This is a genomic window from Carnimonas nigrificans ATCC BAA-78 (assembly GCF_000526695.1).
GTDB lineage: Bacteria > Pseudomonadota > Gammaproteobacteria > Pseudomonadales > Halomonadaceae > Carnimonas > Carnimonas nigrificans.
Genome location: NZ_JAGO01000012.1, coordinates 37,320 through 52,843, shown reverse-complemented (window position 1 = coordinate 52,843; position 15,524 = coordinate 37,320). Strand labels below are relative to the sequence as shown.

Below are 15,524 nucleotides of genomic sequence, written 5' to 3'. Positions count from 1 at the left end.
CAATCAGATTCAGCGTTGGAGAAAGACACCATCATTCAACATTAACCAGCGCTTGCCCCGCTCGCATGAGCGAGGCTTTACCCGGTGATCGCTGCTTAACGCAGCACCGGTGTCGCGACCTCGACATCGCCATTTTGCGCGCGCTGACGCATCCAATGATCCACTAGCGTTAGCGCCATCATGGCTTCGGCAATGGGAGTGGCGCGAATACCGACACAGGGGTCGTGGCGCCCTTTGGTAACTACTTCGACGGCCTCGCCTGACGTATTAATGGAGCGGCCCGGAGTCGTAATCGACGAGGTTGGCTTCAATGCCAGTCGCGCCACTACCGGCTGACCGCTGGAAATACCGCCCAGCACACCACCGGCGTGATTGCTAGCGAAGCCCTGCGGCGTCATTTCATCGCGATGTTCAGTGCCATGCTGCGCAACGGATTTGAAACCGTCACCAATTTCAACCCCCTTCACCGCGTTGATCCCCATCAGCGCGTGGGCCAGATCGGCATCCAGGCGGTCAAAGACAGGTTCGCCCCAGCCCGGCGGCACACCTTCTGCCACCACTGTAATTTCGGCACCAATCGAATTCTGCTCACGACGCAGCTGTTCCATGAAGGCTTCCAGCTCTTCGATACGCGAATCATCAGCACAGAAGAAGGGATTGTCGTTGACCCCTTCCCAGCTCACAAAAGGCAGCTCAATAGGCCCCATGCGGCTCATATAGCCGCGCACCTCAATGCCCTGCTGCGCCAGCAGCTTTTTGGCGATGGCACCAGCCGCCACGCGCATCGCTGTTTCGCGAGCACTGGAGCGACCACCGCCCCGATAGTCACGGCGACCATACTTGTGGTGATAGGTGTAGTCAGCGTGGGCAGGCCGGAACAGATCCTTGATCGCCGAATAATCCTTGGAGCGCTGGTCGGTATTTTCAATCAAGAGCGCAATCGGCGTACCGGTGGTTTCGCCCTCAAACACTCCCGAGAGAATACGCACCTGATCGCCTTCACGCCGCTGCGTGGTATAGCGGGAAGTCCCTGGGCGGCGGCGATCAAGGTCGTGCTGCAGATCGGCTTCGCTAAGCGCAAGTCCTGGCGGGCAACCATCCACAATGGCGACCAGCCCTGCTCCATGACTTTCGCCAGCAGTGGTCACGGTAAACAGCTTGCCGAAGGTATTGCCTGACATAGTAAGTTCCTGAAACGTTCAGGCGCAGTGCCGCCATTTAGAAGGCGCTGCGCAAATCCTCGGCCGACAGGGCAAACACCCCGTGACCACCGTGTTCAAAGTCGAGCCACATAAAGGGCAGCTCGGGGAAGGCGTCGATCAACTGGCGCTCTGAATTGCCCACTTCCACAATCAGTACACCCTCTTCACTGAGATGCTGCGCCGCCTGACGCAGAAGCTGCCGCGTAAAGTCGAGGCCATCATCGCCGGAGCCTAATGCCAGCGCCGGTTCATGACGAAACTCAGCTGGCATGTTGGCAAGATCGCGGCGATCAACGTAGGGGGGATTGCAGACAATCAGCTCAAAACGCTGCCCTTCAAGGCCATCGAAAACGTCCGAGCGAACCGCCTTCACGCGATTGCCCACATCGAAGCGGGTGATGTTTTCACGCGCTACTGCCAGCGCATCCTCACTGATATCTGCAAGAATGACCGATGATGTAGGCAGCGCCATTGCCGCAGCGATACCGATACAGCCCGAACCAGCGCAAAGATCGAGTACCGTCGCGGGGTCACGCTCGGGGAACCAGTGCTCGAAGCCGCTTTCGATCAATTCAGCAATCGGTGAACGGGGAATCAGCACACGTGAATCGACCTTGAACAGCAGCCCCGCAAACCATGCTTCCCCCAATAGGTAAGGCAGCGGCATACGCTGCTCGACGCGGGCGCGGGTGAGCGCCACGATACGCGCGCGTTCGCTCTCCAGTAGCTGGCTGTCCAGCACCTCGCGACCGCTGCTGGCAGGCAGATGCAGCGCGCCCAGCACCAGCGCTACCGCTTCATCCCACGCACTGTCGGTGCCGTGACCAAAGTAGAGCGGCCGCCCCTGACTGCCATGCTCAAGGGCACTGGCACACCAGCGCAGCAGGTCACGCAAGCGGGTCAGGGTCGCGATCAGTTCATCATCAGACGCGGCGAGCGGATCGAGAGGCGGTAGAGGCTGGTAGTGGGTAGCACTGGAAGACGGCATAACATTCAACGACTGAAGAGAGTAAAAGTGATCGGATTGTACCTTGCCGCCGCGCTCGACAACAGCCGTGCTCACAAGGCCAGCGCCTGTACGTCGGTCAGGCGCGAACGGCACACTGGCCTTTTCGCCATCGGCCAACCCGTTATACTGCGCATGCTGCGAAAGGAGATCGACCATGGCGAAGGATAATTCGACCCCGCCCTACTCACATGCCAGGCACGGCGACACCGACAACCACGCCGACGACAACAACCATGACAACCACGACGAAGTATCGCTGTTTCGTCAGGCGCTGCTTGATGCAGGTGTTGAACGCATCAGCAAACGCCATCGTAATCGTGCTGAGTCGGTGCGTAATACGCCTGCGCTCGACAGCAACGCGGCTACCGCACGCCGTCGCGCCGCCGAAACCAACGAGCAGCAGTTGCATGCCGCCTCACGTACCAGCGATGGTCGCGTCGAACCTGTTTCGCCGTCGCAGTCATTGCTGTTTGCCCTTGGCGATATTGATCAACGCCTGATTGGGCGGCTTAAACGCGGCGAAATCGAATGGCAGGCCGGACTTGATCTGCACGGCTACGCGCTGGAAGAAGCGCGCCATCAGGTAGAAGCTTTTCTGCACGACGCCGATGCCAAACGGCTGCGCTGCGTGCTGATCGTCCACGGCAAGGCGTGGTCAACCCAGGCGGGCTACCCCGTCATCAAAAGCCACGTTAACGCCTGGCTGCGCGAATGGCCGCAGGTGCTGGCCTTCAGTTCGGCAACGCCCAGCGACGGGGGCACCGGCGCGGTCTATGTGCTGCTCAAGAAGGCCCGCCAGTAACCTACTCTGACACCTCGCGGATAATCGTTGCGGCAACCGCCGCCACATGAGCTTCCTCCAGGTGCAGATGATGACCGCCTTGCAGTGCAATCCAGTGCAACTGCTCAATGCCTGCGGCGGCATCGCGCGCGGGCTTGCCAAGAATACCGTGACTCGCTGCCAGCACGCTGACCGGGCAGCGCAGATTCTGTATGAGAGCGAGATTCTGGGCATCGGTGAAACGCAGCGGCGATGGTCGATGCAGCGCAACATCGCTGCGCAGTACCAAGCCCTCCTCTTCTTCCCGTAAATTCCGTGCTACTACGGGCGCGATGGTGTGAGCATCAACCGGCGTTACCGCGCCCAACACCCGCGCATCCACGGCCTGCTCGAAGGAACGGTAGGGGCGTCGCGAGGCCGGATCGCGGCGGGGCGTTAACAGCGCTTCGCGCAATTGCGTAGCCGTCTGCTCAACAGGCGTGGCCTGGCTAATCAACCCATCAATGAGCAGCAAACGCTCGACACGTTCGGGCAGTGCAGCGGCAAGCAGCGTTGCCACAATCGCCCCCAGCGAGTGCCCCATGATCACGGCGCTGTTCAGCCCAAGATCACCCAGCGCGGCGATGACATCTTCCACGTAATCCCACAGCATGTAGCGCCCGGCCTCGCGCCAGCGCGAGTGGCCGTGCCCGCTCAACTCGACTGCGACCAGCTGCACATCGAGCTGCTCGCACAAACGCGGCGCCAACCGCGAAAAAGTTGCTGCGTTATCCAGCCAGCCATGCAGACACAGCCATACCGGTGCCTCCCGCCGCCCCCAGCGTAGCGCCGCCAAACGACCTTGCGCCAGGCTCTGCGGCGCGCCCTGTGCTGGATTAGACGAATCCATAACGGTGTACTCCTTTTCCCCTGCTGCGCGGTTCTCTATGATGAAAGGCCCTATTTTAGCCATTCGCAATCGCGAGCGCTTACCCAAAACGGATACTTGCCATGGCCGATCACCGTCCCGAAAATGCTTCCACTACCCGCTCCCTCGGCCGTCGCACCCGTGCTCCGATCTTTTTACTGGTGGTGGCAGTCGCACTGTTCGTTGCCTTTCTGATGCGCTGATCGGCGCCGCTTCACGATGAGTTCACCGTCACTATGGGCTGGCATGGGGCAAGCGCTGAATGTCACGCTGCCGATTTGCCTGCTGATTGCGCTGGGCGCTGTGCTGCGCTGGCGCAGGATGATTGATGCGGCCTTTATTGCGACGGCATCGAAGCTGGTCTTCACCCTCAGCATGCCCGTGCTGATTTTTTTCAATGTGCTGACGATTCACGCTGATACCATCAATGTAGCGCTGCTGATCTATCTCGCCCTGGCAACCATAGCGTCATTGGTGCTGACGTGGCTGTGGGGCTGCTGGCGCGCTACGCCTGCCAATCGCGCCACCTTCATTCAAGGGGCCTTTCGCGGCAATGGCGCAGTGCTGGGGCTGGCTTTTGCCACCGGCATGTATGGCCGCCATGGTGTCAGTCTTGGTGCGCTGATGATCGCGGTATTGATTCCGCTCTATAACGGGCTTTCCGTGGTGGTGCTGACGCTCTACAGCGGGCAGCGCGTTAGCGTGCTGCACCTTGTCGGCAAGGTGTTAGGGAATCCGCTGATTATCGGGGTAATCGCCGCGCTCGTATGGCGCTTGACCGGTCTGGGCATGCCGCGCTGGGCTGCCAGTACCGGCGATACGCTGGGCCATTTGACGCTTCCGCTGGCGTTACTGTGCATTGGCGGATCGCTCTCGCTGGCCGAGCTGCGCAATAGCGGCAGAGAGACCATCGAAGCGACGCTTTTGAAGATTGTCATTATACCGCTGCTGCTCACCCTGGGCGGTTGGCTGTGCGGCTTCCGTCACGCTGAGCTGGGTACGCTGTTTCTCTACTTCGCAGCTCCCTCCGCCACGGCAGGCTTTGTGATGGCGAAAACCATGGGCGGTAACGGCGAACTGGCGGCCAGCATCATTGCCTTTACCACCCTCGGCGCGATGGTCACGGTGAGTATCGGTCTCGCCATTCTGACGCTACTGCCCATCTAGCCATATCAGGTGCGCGCTGGCGTGAAGGAGGCCGCGTAGCTGGCACAGCCGCTGGCCCATACGTCGGCATCAAGCCCCACGATCTGCGCAGTGGCAAAGGAGCTACCCTGATGCCGGCCCCCTTCCTGTAGCTGCTCGGTCAGTGTTGCCACCAGCGGCATATGGCTGACCAGCAGCCAACTGCCCCGCCACTGCTGCAGGGTCAGCCATTCGATCAGCTCGCTGGCGCTACTCTCTGGAGTGAGGCGCTCGCTCTCCAGAAGCTGCGGTTCGGTAGTAGCGTTGCCGCACTGCGTCAGCGTTTCCATCACCTGCACCGCCGATTGCCGTGCACGCCTCAGCGGGCTATGAATGACAACCAACGGCTCCGCTGGCGATAGCTGACTGGCCAGCCAGCGCCCGCTCTGGCGGGCCTGCGCTTCACCCGCCGCTGTCAATGGTCGCTCGGCATCGCTGTGGGCGCTGCCCGCTTCCCCATGGCGCATGATCCACAAACGCATCATGAGGCTGAGCCGCTGCGCAAATGTTGATGAGCCTGGCGCGTATCTTCCCGTGACAACGTGAATTCAACATCGCTGGCGTGATCATTGCGCATCAGCGACTGCGCCATTTGCGAGGCTGGCACCTGCTCGAACATCACCCGATACAAGCCTTCCAGCAGCGGCATATAGACCCCGCTTTTCTGCGCTTCGGCGTAGATCAGCTGTACGGTATTGACCCCTTCGGCAACCTGCCCCAGTGAGGCGACCGCCTCCTCAAGGGACAAGCCTGTCCCCAGTGCCCGCCCTACCCGAAAATTGCGCGACAGCGGCGACGAGCAGGTCACGATCAGATCACCGACGCCTGCCAGCCCCAGGAAGGTGAGCGGATTGGCCCCTCGATCAACCGCGAAGCGGCTCATTTCGGCCAGCGCGCGGGTCATCAGCATCGCTTTGGTGTTCTCCCCCATGCCCATCGCCTGCGCCATACCGGCGGCAATGGCATAGATATTCTTCAGCGTGCCCGCCAGTTCCACCCCATGGCGATCGCTGTTGGCGTAAACGCGGAAGAAGTCACAACTCAACACATGCTGGGTCAGCGCACGGGCGCGCTCATCCTCGCTGGCAATGACACTGGCGGTCAGCTGATACTGCGCTACTTCAGCCGCCAGATTGGGGCCGGACAGTACTCCCACATGGGCGCTGTTTGTCTCCTCCAGCAGCACGTCACTCATCAGGCACAAATGCCCCGCCTCGACCCCTTTGGTGGTACTGATCAACACCGCTTCAGCGGGAATATGGGGCGCCGCCTGACGCACCACCTGACGAAACGCCTTGGAAGGAATCGCCACCAGTACCAGGGTGGCCTCTTCCAGCACCCAGGCCATATCGGTGGAGGCAATGACCGCGTCATGAATGGTGAACTCAGGCAGGTAAAGATCATTAATGTGCTCACGATTGATGCGCTCCGCCAGCGCAGCATCGCGCAACCATTGACGCACCTGGGCACCACCGCTGGCAGCAATGCTGGCAAGTGCGGTGCCAAAGCTCCCGCCCCCGATAACCGCAACTCTGGCCGGCGTCTCTTGCATTCCGTCACTCCTGAAAAAACTGCATGGTTACAGCGCTTATCCTTCGTCCAGCGCTATGACGAGCAGGATAACCGCACCGGCGCACCACCGGCGGCCGGTTCAGCATAATAATCCATTCCGGGCTGCGCCGTGTATGGCGCAGCCAACAGCTCACGCAGACGTTTTAGCTCGCGGGTATCATTATGCTGCTCAATCGCTTCGATGGCCCGCTGCGCCAGATGAGTGCGCAGTACATAGAGCGGATTCACCTGATTCATCGCCTGTTGGCGCTCACGGGTGGAGCGCTCTTCGTGAAGCAGCCGCATTCGGTAGCGCTCGATCCAGCCATCGGCGGCTGCACTCTGCCCCAGATCAGCGGGGGTGGCGGCAGGCTCCTGCTCATTCACGCTTGCCAGCGCCCGAAATGCGCGGTGGTAATCCAGCCCCTGGTGATACAGAAGGGAGAGAAAATCACCCAGCAATTGGGTGTCATCGGGCATTTCTTGCTGTAGCCCAAGACGCGCCCGCATTCGCTCGCCAAAGGCGTGATTAACGCGCTCGCCATACTCTTCCAACGCGTGCTGCAATACCGTTTGAGCCGCCTCTTCACTGCCCACTTCCATCGCGACCTGCTCCAGCAGGGCAAAGGCCAGCCGCGACAGATTCCACATGCCGATGGAGGGCTGCTCGGAATAGGCGTAGCGCCCGCCTGCATCGGTCAGATTAGGCGTGAAGGCAGGGTCAAACTGCTCCTGGAAGGCAAAGGGGCCGAAGTCCAGAGCGATCCCCAGGATCGACATGTTATCGGTGTTCATCACCCCATGCACAAATCCCATGGCCTGCCAGCCCGCGATCATTTCAGCGGTACGTTCGGCGCAGCGCTCGAACATCGCCAGCGCGGGCGATGGTGCTTCCAGCAGATCAGGCCAATGCTGGGCAAGTACGTGATTGACCAATAGCGCCACATCCTGACGATGCCCAGAGAGCGCCAGCCACTCGAAGTGACCAAAGCGCACATGGCTGGGCGCAACCCTTAATAGCGTCGCGCCCGGCTCCCAACGCTCGCGAGGCACCTGCTGCTGATTGACCGCTACTGCCAGGGCACGGGTAGAGGGCAGCCCCAGCCCTGCAAAGGCTTCGCTCACCAGATACTCACGCACGCTTGAACGCAGCACGGCATGACCATCGCCATGCCGCGAATAAGGGGTACGCCCAGCGCCCTTCAGGTGCAGATCAAAGGCTACCCCGCTATCGTTGCGCCACTCTCCCAGCAGCAAACCGCGCCCATCGCCCAGATCAGGGTTATAGCTGCCGAACTGGTGCCCGGTGTACTTCTGCGCCAGTGGCTGCATGCCAGGCCATAGCTGCTCGCCACCCAGCAGCGCACGCAGATGTTCATCGCTGATCTCTTCCCGAGACATATCGAGCAAACGACGGCAGTCAGGGCTGACATCCAGTAGCTGCGTACCGGGTTGTACGGCTGGCTCCAGTGCGCTGAAGAAGTGCGCCGGAAGCCGTGCAAAGCGATTGTCGAAACGCTTGAGCGATGCGGGTGTTTCTCCCTTTGGGGGGAGATCAGGGGTGGTATCAGGCGTAGGCGTCATGCCACTCTCTCCAATAATCAATCACAACCACCTTTTCAGCGCAGAAGTAAACGTTGATAATCCATGCAATTAAGCTTTACTGCTCAACTAATTCTAAACTTAACAATAGCTTAGATACACCGCGCGTTATATGCAGCCGTTACCTTAGCAGCTATTCAAGGTCTCGCAAGCCAGCGCCAAGCAAGGCAAAAACAGGCGAAAACGCTAAGTTTACCCGTTGCAAATACGCAGTCAGAGCCTGTTATTAACGCAGTAGCGCCAGCGCGCAGCAGATATTGAACGGTAGCTACTGGAGAAAGAAGCACTGCAAACACACCATGATACATGTTGTATGCTGATACTTGCTTGCCAGGGCGCCCTAATATAACCGTAAGCCTTGCGCGCGCATGACTCGCTATGATGGGCGCCATCAGCCTTCATATGGGTTGTACGATATTTCATTGATTTCACCACAAGGGCCTTATACGCCATGAGAATACTACTGGTAGAAGACGATCCGCTTCTGGGCGATGGCGTTGAAACAGCGCTGAAGAATAACGGCTACCAGGTCGATTGGGTACAGGATGGCGAAAGCGCTCTGCAAGCACTGGATGGCAATGCGTTTTCAGCGGTATTGCTTGATCTGACGCTGCCCGGCATTGACGGCATGGCGGTGCTCGCCCACATTCGCGAGAACGAATCCATGCCCGTCGTGATCCTGACCGCTCGTGATGCGGTGGATGATCGTGTCGCAGGGCTGGATGCGGGTGCCGATGACTATATTCTCAAGCCGTTCGAGCTGGATGAGATGCTGGCGCGCCTGCGCATGGTGATTCGGCGCTCCATCGGGCGTGCCTCCCAGGTGCTGGTCATCAATCAGCTCACCATTGATGAAGCCCGCCATGAAGTGCGCTGGAACAACGAGCTGGTGAAGCTGGGGCGGCGCGAATATGCCCTGCTGCTGGAGCTTGCCAATCACGCAGGCGAAGTACTCACCCGCCCTCACCTTGAACATCTGCTTTATGGCTGCGACGAAGAGGTCGAATCCAATGCGCTCGAAGTGCATATTCACCACCTGCGCAAAAAGCTGTCGCCCGAGCTGATCGTCACCCTGCGCGGCATCGGCTATCGTCTTGAGGATAAAGAGGAACTCAGCTAGTGCCAAAACGCCAGCCGAACAGCAGCGCCAGAGTACCGACGATTCAGTCGATCCGACGCTACCTGACGCGCACCGTGCTGCTGATTCTGCTGGCGACCTCTGCCGTCTCGCTGCTGGTTGCCTACGTACTGTTTCGCGCCGAGGTCAAGCAGATTCACGATGACGAACTGCGCATGGTCAGCGCTGTGGTCACGGGGGCAGTGGATTCAGACACGTCCCCCCAGCAGCTTGGCAAGGTGGCTCACCAACTGATGCCGCTCGCTGATAACAACGCAACGCTCACTCAGAATATCGAGGAAGAGCTGCTGCCACACCGCGACCATACCCCGCCGCTATCGCACGCCGCCCGTTATCGGGAATCTGCGCTGGCAATAGGTTTCTGGAGCAATGACGGTAAAACCGGCATCTTCAGCCCCGTTTGGGGCAGTGGCCCGAACTTCGAGAAGCCTTATCAGGAAGGCTTCACTGACCTGACCCACCATGGCCAAAGCTGGCGCGTCTATAGCCATTATGACCAGGACAGCCAGCTATGGATTGCCGTCGGCATCAGAGGCAGCGTGCAGGAAGCACTTTCGCGCAATACGGTGCTGATCAACTGGCTGCTGGATGCCATCGCAGTGATTATCGCGGGGCTATTCGTCTTCGGCATTATCCAGCGAGCTACCCAGCCCATTGATGAGCTGTCAACGCAACTGTCACAGCGCGACGAGCAGGACCTTACTCCCGTCAGCAGTGACGTGCCGGAAGAGCTGCATGAGTTGAAACGCTCCCTCAACGACTTCATGGCGCGGCTGGACAACGCGCTACAGCGCGAGCGCCGCTTCACTGGTGATGCCGCACACGAATTGCGCACTCCCCTGGCGGCTCTCAAGATTCATCTGGACAATATCCGTTCGGGGGATCAGGAGAGCGCTGCCCGTTCTCTGGAGAAGGTCAATCAGGGTATTGATCGTTTGCAGCGCGTAATCGCCCAGCTGCTGACGCTGGCGCGCGTTGACAGCCAGCCCGCGCAACAGCTCTCCCGCATCAATCTGTATAATGTTGCGGCGCAGATGGCTGGTGAAATGCTGCCGCTGGCCGAACGCCATCAGCACGAATTGAGCGTGACGGGGCTTGATAGAGTGGAAATTTACGCCGACGCCACCGAGGTGGGCGTACTGTTGAGAAACCTGATCGACAACGCATTGCGCTATACCCGCTCCGGCAGCACTGTCGAGGTTCATCTTTCGTATGACGACCAGCAGCGCCCTACTGTCGCGGTGCTGGACAATGGTGATGGCATCGACCCGCAGCTTATCGACCGGGTGACCGAGCGCTTCCGGCGCGGTGCATCGCCGCGGGATTCAGGCAGCGGGCTGGGGCTTTCCATTGTCGAGGCGCTGCTGAAACGCCAGCATGCCGAACTGAGCCTTACCAATCGCCCCGAAGGTGGACTTGAGGCACGCGTGACCTGGCCTAATAGCCAGCAGCGCTAGCTCTTCGCCACACTTTTACCTCCACTTCCGGTTATTTTCAGCTTGCCAACTAAAAACGCCCCACTGGTTATCCAGCGGGGCGTTTGTCTACCAATGGAACGACAGTGCCACTTAACGCATCAGCAAGGCGTTCAGTTTCTTGACGTAGGCGGCAGGATCATCCAAATGCCCGCCTTCAGCGATAATCGCCTGATCCAGCAGCACGCTGGCAAAGCCTTCAAACTCATCGCCTTCAAGCGTATCGAGGCGGTTCACCAGCGGATGCTCTGGATTGATCTCAAGGATCGGCTTGCTTTCGGGCACTGCCTGACCAGCGGCTTCCATCAGCTTGCGCAGCTGCTGCCCCATATCGTTGGCATCCAGCACCACGCAGGCAGGCGAGTCGGTCAAGCGATGAGTAACGCGCACGTCGCTCACACGCTCGCCCAGACCTTCCTTAAGACGCCCTACCAGCCCTTCTCTGGCCTTGGCGCTCTCTTCCTGCGCTTTCTTCTCTTCTTCATCTTCTACGGCACCAAGATCAAGATCGCCCTTGGCGATATCAACCAGCGTTTTACCGTCGAATTCAGTGAGGTGCGTGGTCAGCCATTCGTCGATACGGTCGCTCAGCAGCAGTACCTCGATGCCTTTCTTGCGGAAGATTTCGAGATGCGGGCTATTGCGCGCAGCATTGAAGCTTTCGGAAGCCAGGTAGTAGATCTTGTCCTGGCCTTCCTTCATGCGCTCAACGTAGTCGGAGAGCGCCACATTCTGCACGGTGCTATCGGTATGCGTTGAAGAGAAGCGCAGCAACTCTGCGATTTTCTCACGGTTGCTGGCGTCTTCTGCCGGACCTTCCTTGAGCACCGAGCCAAATTCGTTCCAGAAAGCCTGATACTTGTCGCTGTCCTTCGACAGCTTCTTGAGCATATCGAGCACGCGCTTGGTCAGTGCGCTCTTGAGCTTGTCAACCTGCGGGTCTTTCTGCAACAGCTCGCGGGAAACGTTGAGCGACAGCGCATTGGTGTCGATAACGCCCTTGATAAAGCGCAGGTAGAGCGGCAGGAACTGCTCGGCGTCATCCATGATGAAGACACGCTGCACATAAAGCTTGAGGCCACGCACGCCTTCACGCTGATAAAGATCGAAGGGCGCACGACCCGGCACATACAGCAGGCTGGTGTATTCCAGTTTGCCTTCTACCTTGTTGTGGCTCCAGATCAGCGGATCGGTGAAGTCACTGGCGATGTGCTTGTAAAACTCGTTGTACTCGTCGTCGGACACGTCGCTTTTGGGGCGCGTCCAGAGCGCTTGCGCCTGGTTGACAGTCTCCCACGATTCGGTAGTGGTCTTTTCGCCCTGCTCGTCTTCGGCTTCTTCCACTTTTTTCATCTGCACCGGCAGATCAATATGATCCGAATAGGTGCGAATCAGCGAGCGCAGGCGATGTTCGTTGGCAAACTCTTCTGCGTCGTTGCGCAGCGAGAGCGTAATCTCGGTGCCGTGACGCGGCAGCTCGATGGTCTCGATGGTGAACTCGCCTTCCCCCTGGGAGATCCATTCGGTGCCTTCCGCGGCTGGCGCTCCCGCCAAACGTGTACGTACACGCACATTCTCTGCCACGATAAAGGCGGAGTAGAAGCCCACCCCGAACTGACCAATCAGGTTGGCATCCTTTTGCTGCTCGCCTGACAGCTGCTTGAGGAATTCAGCGGTGCCCGACTTGGCGATGGTGCCGAGGTTATTGATCACATCGTCGCGGCTCATGCCGATGCCGTTGTCGCGAATGGTGACCGTTTTCGCCTGATCGTCGAATTCAATCTGAACCTTAAGTTCGCTGTCGCCTTCATAGAGGCCATCGTCTTCCAGCGCACGATAGCGCAGCTTGTCGCAGGCATCAGCCGCGTTTGAAATCAGCTCACGCAGAAAGATTTCACGGTTTGAGTAGAGCGAATGGATCATCAGATGCAGAAGCTGTTTGACTTCCGTCTTGAATCCAAGCGTTTCCTTTTGCGCTGAAGAAGTAGACTGAGACTCTTGTTGCGTCATTGCTCTCTTTCCTGAATAACAGTGAAGGTCCGGGAGTCACCCTGACAGGTGAGAAATCGTGGCTTGTGCTGGCTTATGAGCTGCGGCCGCGCTTCCAGGCGCGGTAGCCGTCAAGCTCTTCGTCCAGCTTCGCGAGTATCCAGCCGCTAATAAACAGATCATCGAGCTGCCCCCAGAACGGAATGAAGTCGGGCACGAGATCGAACGGGAAGAAGACATAGACAATCGCTACTATTAACAGCAGCGCGGCCTTTCTGGGAAATGGGCGGTAGTCACCGCGAATATAGTCGTGCATCATCGGCACAAGTGTTCGCAGCGCTTTAGCAATCCGCAAGAGAACATTGCCACGTCCAGCAACAAGACCAAACAGATTGAATTTTTTACGTTTCATCGACTGTCTCCATAGCGGGCCTTCACAAGCCCTGAACCCAGCATCGAGAACGCCACTTCCCTGCCGCACATGAAGTCTTCTAAGTGCGGACGGCCCCTGAAAAATTCAAGTCGCAATGGTCGGCTCGCTAAAAGGAGTACCTGTGACCGTATCTGCATCAATCGCCAAGAGATCTGCCATCTTTCGACGTGCGCGACATCCTCGCCGCACCCTGCTGGCCGCCGCCATTTCAGCCGCCCTGTTCGCCCCGCTGGGCAGCGCAACCATAGCCCACGCCGATACCGGTGATGCGGCCATTGAGCAAGCACTCAACAGCGCTCGCCAGGGCAGCTTCGATACCAGTTCAGCCGTATCGAATCATGTGCTGGGGGCCTACATTCAATACCACCAACTGCGCAACCAGCTCCCGGATATTCCAGCCACCTCGATCAGCCGCTTCATTAATGCCAATAGTGATTCGCCGCTATCGGAGTGGTTACGCAACTTTGCCCAGCGAGCCTATGGCAAGGCGGGGAATGATGCTGCCCTGCTGGCGATCAGCAATGGAGTGCCCAGCGCTACCGAAAACCAGTGCTACTACTACCGTGCGCTGCTGACCCGCGACCCGCAGCGCGCCGCTGCCGGTGGACGTGAGCTGTGGGAAGTAGGTCACTCCCAGCCCAACGCCTGCGATCCGCTGTTCGATACCCTGCGCAGTCGCGGTGAAATTACCGCAAGCAATGATTGGGCGCGCCTGATGCACGCCTGGCAGAGTGGCAACAGCTCACTTGTCAACTATGTGCGCAAACTGATTGATGCGCCCAACTGGCAGAGCGCGATGGCAACCTTCGATCGGGTGTATGCCAATCCTGCTGCGGTAACAACTGTACCGGCGCGCCTGGGGCCAGACAGTCACGCCGCCGGTCGCCTGATGACGGTGGCGTTTCACTCGCTCAGTCGCAGCGATCCGCGCGCAGCGCTCAGCGCATGGCGGCAGCTTTCCAGCAGTCAGGCGCTCAATAACGAACAGCGTCTCGCCATTCAGCACGACATCGCCTTCAACTCGATGCTGAAAGAGGTGAGTGACAACCGTAGCTGGGTAGATCAGACGCTACCGCAACTGAACGATAACGCCCTTTATGAGCTGCGTATTCGCACGGCACTGGCCGAACGCGACTGGCGCGGCGTGTACCGTATGGTGCCGAAGATGCCGGCGGAAGTACGCCGCAGCCCACGCTGGCAATATTGGCTCGGGCGTGCCGCAGAGCAGCTCGGTGAGCGCGCTACTGCCAACAACGCTTATCGCGCGGCGGCCGAAGAGCGTGATTTCTGGGGCTTCGCAGCAGCGGATCGCATTCATGCTTCTTACGCGATGAATGACAAGTCGCATCCTGTCTCGCCTGCTCGTATCAATCAGGTCGCAGCACTTCCCGCGGTACAGCGTGTAGCGGCGCTTTATCGTATTGGTGAGCCGGGGCTGGCCTACAGCGAATGGGTCTATACCCTGCAACGGGCGGATCACGCCAAGCGTGAAGCCATGGCGGCCTATGCCATCAAGCAGCACTGGTATGCGCTGGCCGTACAAGGGTCGATCACCGCCAGGGCGCTCGACTCGCTGGCGTGGCGCTTCCCTCCCGCCTACCTGAGCCAGTTCCAGCGCTGGGGCAACGCTCATGGCACCGATCCTTATATGCTGATGGGCATTGCGCGACGCGAAAGCGCCTTCAACCCAAGCGCCCAGTCGCCTGCCGGTGCACGCGGCCTGATGCAGCTCATGCCGGGCACAGCGCAGCACATCAGCCGTGTGGAAGGCATTCCCTATTCAGGAGTGAACAGCCTCAAGGATCCTGATACCAACATTCGTTTCGGTGCCAGCTATATTACGTCGATGCTGGAGCGCTATAACGGCAACCGCATTGCCGCTGCCGCTGCTTATAATGCCGGCCCCGGTCGCGTGGATCGCTGGCTGGCCAACAGCAACCAGCCGTTTGACCTGTTTGTTGAAAGCATCCCCTTCCGCGAAACACGCAACTATGTGCTTGCGGTACTGGATTACCGTGCGGTATTCGAAAGTATCGCGAAAGGCTCCAGCAACGGCGTCAGCATGCTATCGCCAGCCGAGCGTAACGGCACTTACGGGCCAAACCTACTGGCACGCTAAGCGATACTGGAGCGCCGTTACCACAGGATAGCGGCGCTTCGGTGAGGTGTTTGCGGTTGATAAAAATATGTTCCCGAATATAGAAATGGCCCGCCGAAGATTGGACTAATATCCAGTTTTCGGCGGGCCGTTC

The 15,524-nt window shown here is 59.0% G+C and carries 13 protein-coding genes; 5 read left to right on the top strand and 8 right to left on the bottom strand.

What is annotated here, in order from left to right:
- Nucleotides 1–95: 95 nt before the first annotated feature.
- Nucleotides 96–1,181, bottom strand: a complete 1,086-nt coding sequence (gene aroC, locus L881_RS0106275) for a chorismate synthase (protein ID WP_025732850.1) — start codon at nt 1,179–1,181, stop codon at nt 96–98.
- A 37-nt stretch (nt 1,182–1,218) separates the two neighbouring features.
- The gene (prmB, locus tag L881_RS12925; protein ID WP_051464828.1) at nt 1,219–2,190 is read right to left on the bottom strand and encodes a 50S ribosomal protein L3 N(5)-glutamine methyltransferase; all 972 of its coding nucleotides are present in this window, start codon (nt 2,188–2,190) and stop codon (nt 1,219–1,221) included.
- Between the two features lie 175 nt (nt 2,191–2,365).
- On the opposite strand from prmB, the gene L881_RS0106265 reads away from it, so the two are divergent.
- A complete protein-coding gene (locus L881_RS0106265) occupies nt 2,366–3,013 on the top strand; it encodes a Smr/MutS family protein (RefSeq protein WP_025732848.1) in 648 nt (215 codons plus the stop codon).
- A 1-nt stretch (nt 3,014) separates the two neighbouring features.
- Here L881_RS0106265 and L881_RS0106260 read toward each other — a convergent pair whose 3' ends face one another.
- Nucleotides 3,015–3,881, bottom strand: coding sequence for an alpha/beta fold hydrolase (locus L881_RS0106260; protein WP_025732847.1), 867 nt, complete (start codon nt 3,879–3,881; stop codon nt 3,015–3,017).
- Nucleotides 3,882–4,118: 237 nt separating this feature from the next.
- On the opposite strand from L881_RS0106260, the gene L881_RS0106250 reads away from it, so the two are divergent.
- On the top strand, nt 4,119–5,066 hold the full coding sequence (locus L881_RS0106250; protein WP_034578776.1) for an AEC family transporter: 948 nt from the start codon (nt 4,119–4,121) through the stop codon (nt 5,064–5,066).
- A 5-nt stretch (nt 5,067–5,071) separates the two neighbouring features.
- Here L881_RS0106250 and sixA read toward each other — a convergent pair whose 3' ends face one another.
- The 3 genes from sixA to L881_RS0106235 are packed head-to-tail and all read right to left on the bottom strand — an operon-like array spanning nt 5,072 to nt 8,219.
- Complete coding sequence (gene sixA / locus L881_RS0106245) at nt 5,072–5,569, bottom strand: phosphohistidine phosphatase SixA (protein ID WP_025732845.1); 498 nt, start codon at nt 5,567–5,569, stop codon at nt 5,072–5,074.
- Nucleotides 5,566–6,636: an NAD(P)H-dependent glycerol-3-phosphate dehydrogenase gene (locus L881_RS0106240; protein WP_025732844.1), complete on the bottom strand. Its 1,071-nt coding sequence runs from the start codon at nt 6,634–6,636 to the stop codon at nt 5,566–5,568. The genes sixA and L881_RS0106240 overlap by 4 nt, the downstream gene beginning before the upstream one ends.
- Before the next feature lie 53 nt (nt 6,637–6,689).
- Nucleotides 6,690–8,219: a protein adenylyltransferase SelO gene (locus L881_RS0106235; RefSeq protein WP_025732843.1), complete on the bottom strand. Its 1,530-nt coding sequence runs from the start codon at nt 8,217–8,219 to the stop codon at nt 6,690–6,692.
- Nucleotides 8,220–8,688: 469 nt separating this feature from the next.
- On the opposite strand from L881_RS0106235, the gene L881_RS0106230 reads away from it, so the two are divergent.
- Complete coding sequence (locus L881_RS0106230) at nt 8,689–9,357, top strand: response regulator transcription factor (protein ID WP_025732842.1); 669 nt, start codon at nt 8,689–8,691, stop codon at nt 9,355–9,357.
- The gene (locus L881_RS0106225) at nt 9,357–10,832 is read left to right on the top strand and encodes an ATP-binding protein (RefSeq protein WP_084055418.1); all 1,476 of its coding nucleotides are present in this window, start codon (nt 9,357–9,359) and stop codon (nt 10,830–10,832) included. Before L881_RS0106230 ends, L881_RS0106225 begins: the two co-directional genes overlap by 1 nt.
- A gap of 111 nt (nt 10,833–10,943) precedes the next feature.
- Here the strand turns inward: L881_RS0106225 and htpG are convergent, their stop codons facing one another.
- Together htpG and L881_RS0106215 are read right to left on the bottom strand one after the other, a co-directional pair.
- A complete protein-coding gene (gene htpG / locus L881_RS0106220) occupies nt 10,944–12,860 on the bottom strand; it encodes a molecular chaperone HtpG (RefSeq protein WP_025732840.1) in 1,917 nt (638 codons plus the stop codon).
- Nucleotides 12,861–12,933: 73 nt separating this feature from the next.
- On the bottom strand, nt 12,934–13,251 hold the full coding sequence (locus L881_RS0106215) for a YkvA family protein (RefSeq protein WP_025732839.1): 318 nt from the start codon (nt 13,249–13,251) through the stop codon (nt 12,934–12,936).
- Between the two features lie 142 nt (nt 13,252–13,393).
- Between L881_RS0106215 and L881_RS0106210 the strand changes: the two genes are divergently transcribed.
- The gene (locus L881_RS0106210) at nt 13,394–15,391 is read left to right on the top strand and encodes a transglycosylase SLT domain-containing protein (RefSeq protein ID WP_025732838.1); all 1,998 of its coding nucleotides are present in this window, start codon (nt 13,394–13,396) and stop codon (nt 15,389–15,391) included.
- Nucleotides 15,392–15,524: the final 133 nt, after the last annotated feature.

Bases quoted from the DNA above. Each gene is read 5' to 3' on its own strand.
- L881_RS0106260 (WP_025732847.1), bottom strand. From the start codon at position 3,881: ATGGATTCGTCTAATCCAGCACAGGGCGCGCCGCAGAGCCTGGCGCAA.
- htpG (WP_025732840.1), bottom strand. From the start codon at position 12,860: ATGACGCAACAAGAGTCTCAGTCTACTTCTTCAGCGCAAAAGGAAACG.
- L881_RS0106265 (WP_025732848.1), top strand. From the start codon at position 2,366: ATGGCGAAGGATAATTCGACCCCGCCCTACTCACATGCCAGGCACGGC.
- sixA (WP_025732845.1), bottom strand. From the start codon at position 5,569: ATGATGCGTTTGTGGATCATGCGCCATGGGGAAGCGGGCAGCGCCCAC.
- L881_RS0106215 (WP_025732839.1), bottom strand. From the start codon at position 13,251: ATGAAACGTAAAAAATTCAATCTGTTTGGTCTTGTTGCTGGACGTGGC.
- prmB (WP_051464828.1), bottom strand. From the start codon at position 2,190: ATGCCGTCTTCCAGTGCTACCCACTACCAGCCTCTACCGCCTCTCGAT.
- L881_RS0106250 (WP_034578776.1), top strand. From the start codon at position 4,119: ATGAGTTCACCGTCACTATGGGCTGGCATGGGGCAAGCGCTGAATGTC.
- L881_RS0106240 (WP_025732844.1), bottom strand. From the start codon at position 6,636: ATGCAAGAGACGCCGGCCAGAGTTGCGGTTATCGGGGGCGGGAGCTTT.
- L881_RS0106230 (WP_025732842.1), top strand. From the start codon at position 8,689: ATGAGAATACTACTGGTAGAAGACGATCCGCTTCTGGGCGATGGCGTT.
- aroC (WP_025732850.1), bottom strand. From the start codon at position 1,181: ATGTCAGGCAATACCTTCGGCAAGCTGTTTACCGTGACCACTGCTGGC.
- L881_RS0106235 (WP_025732843.1), bottom strand. From the start codon at position 8,219: ATGACGCCTACGCCTGATACCACCCCTGATCTCCCCCCAAAGGGAGAA.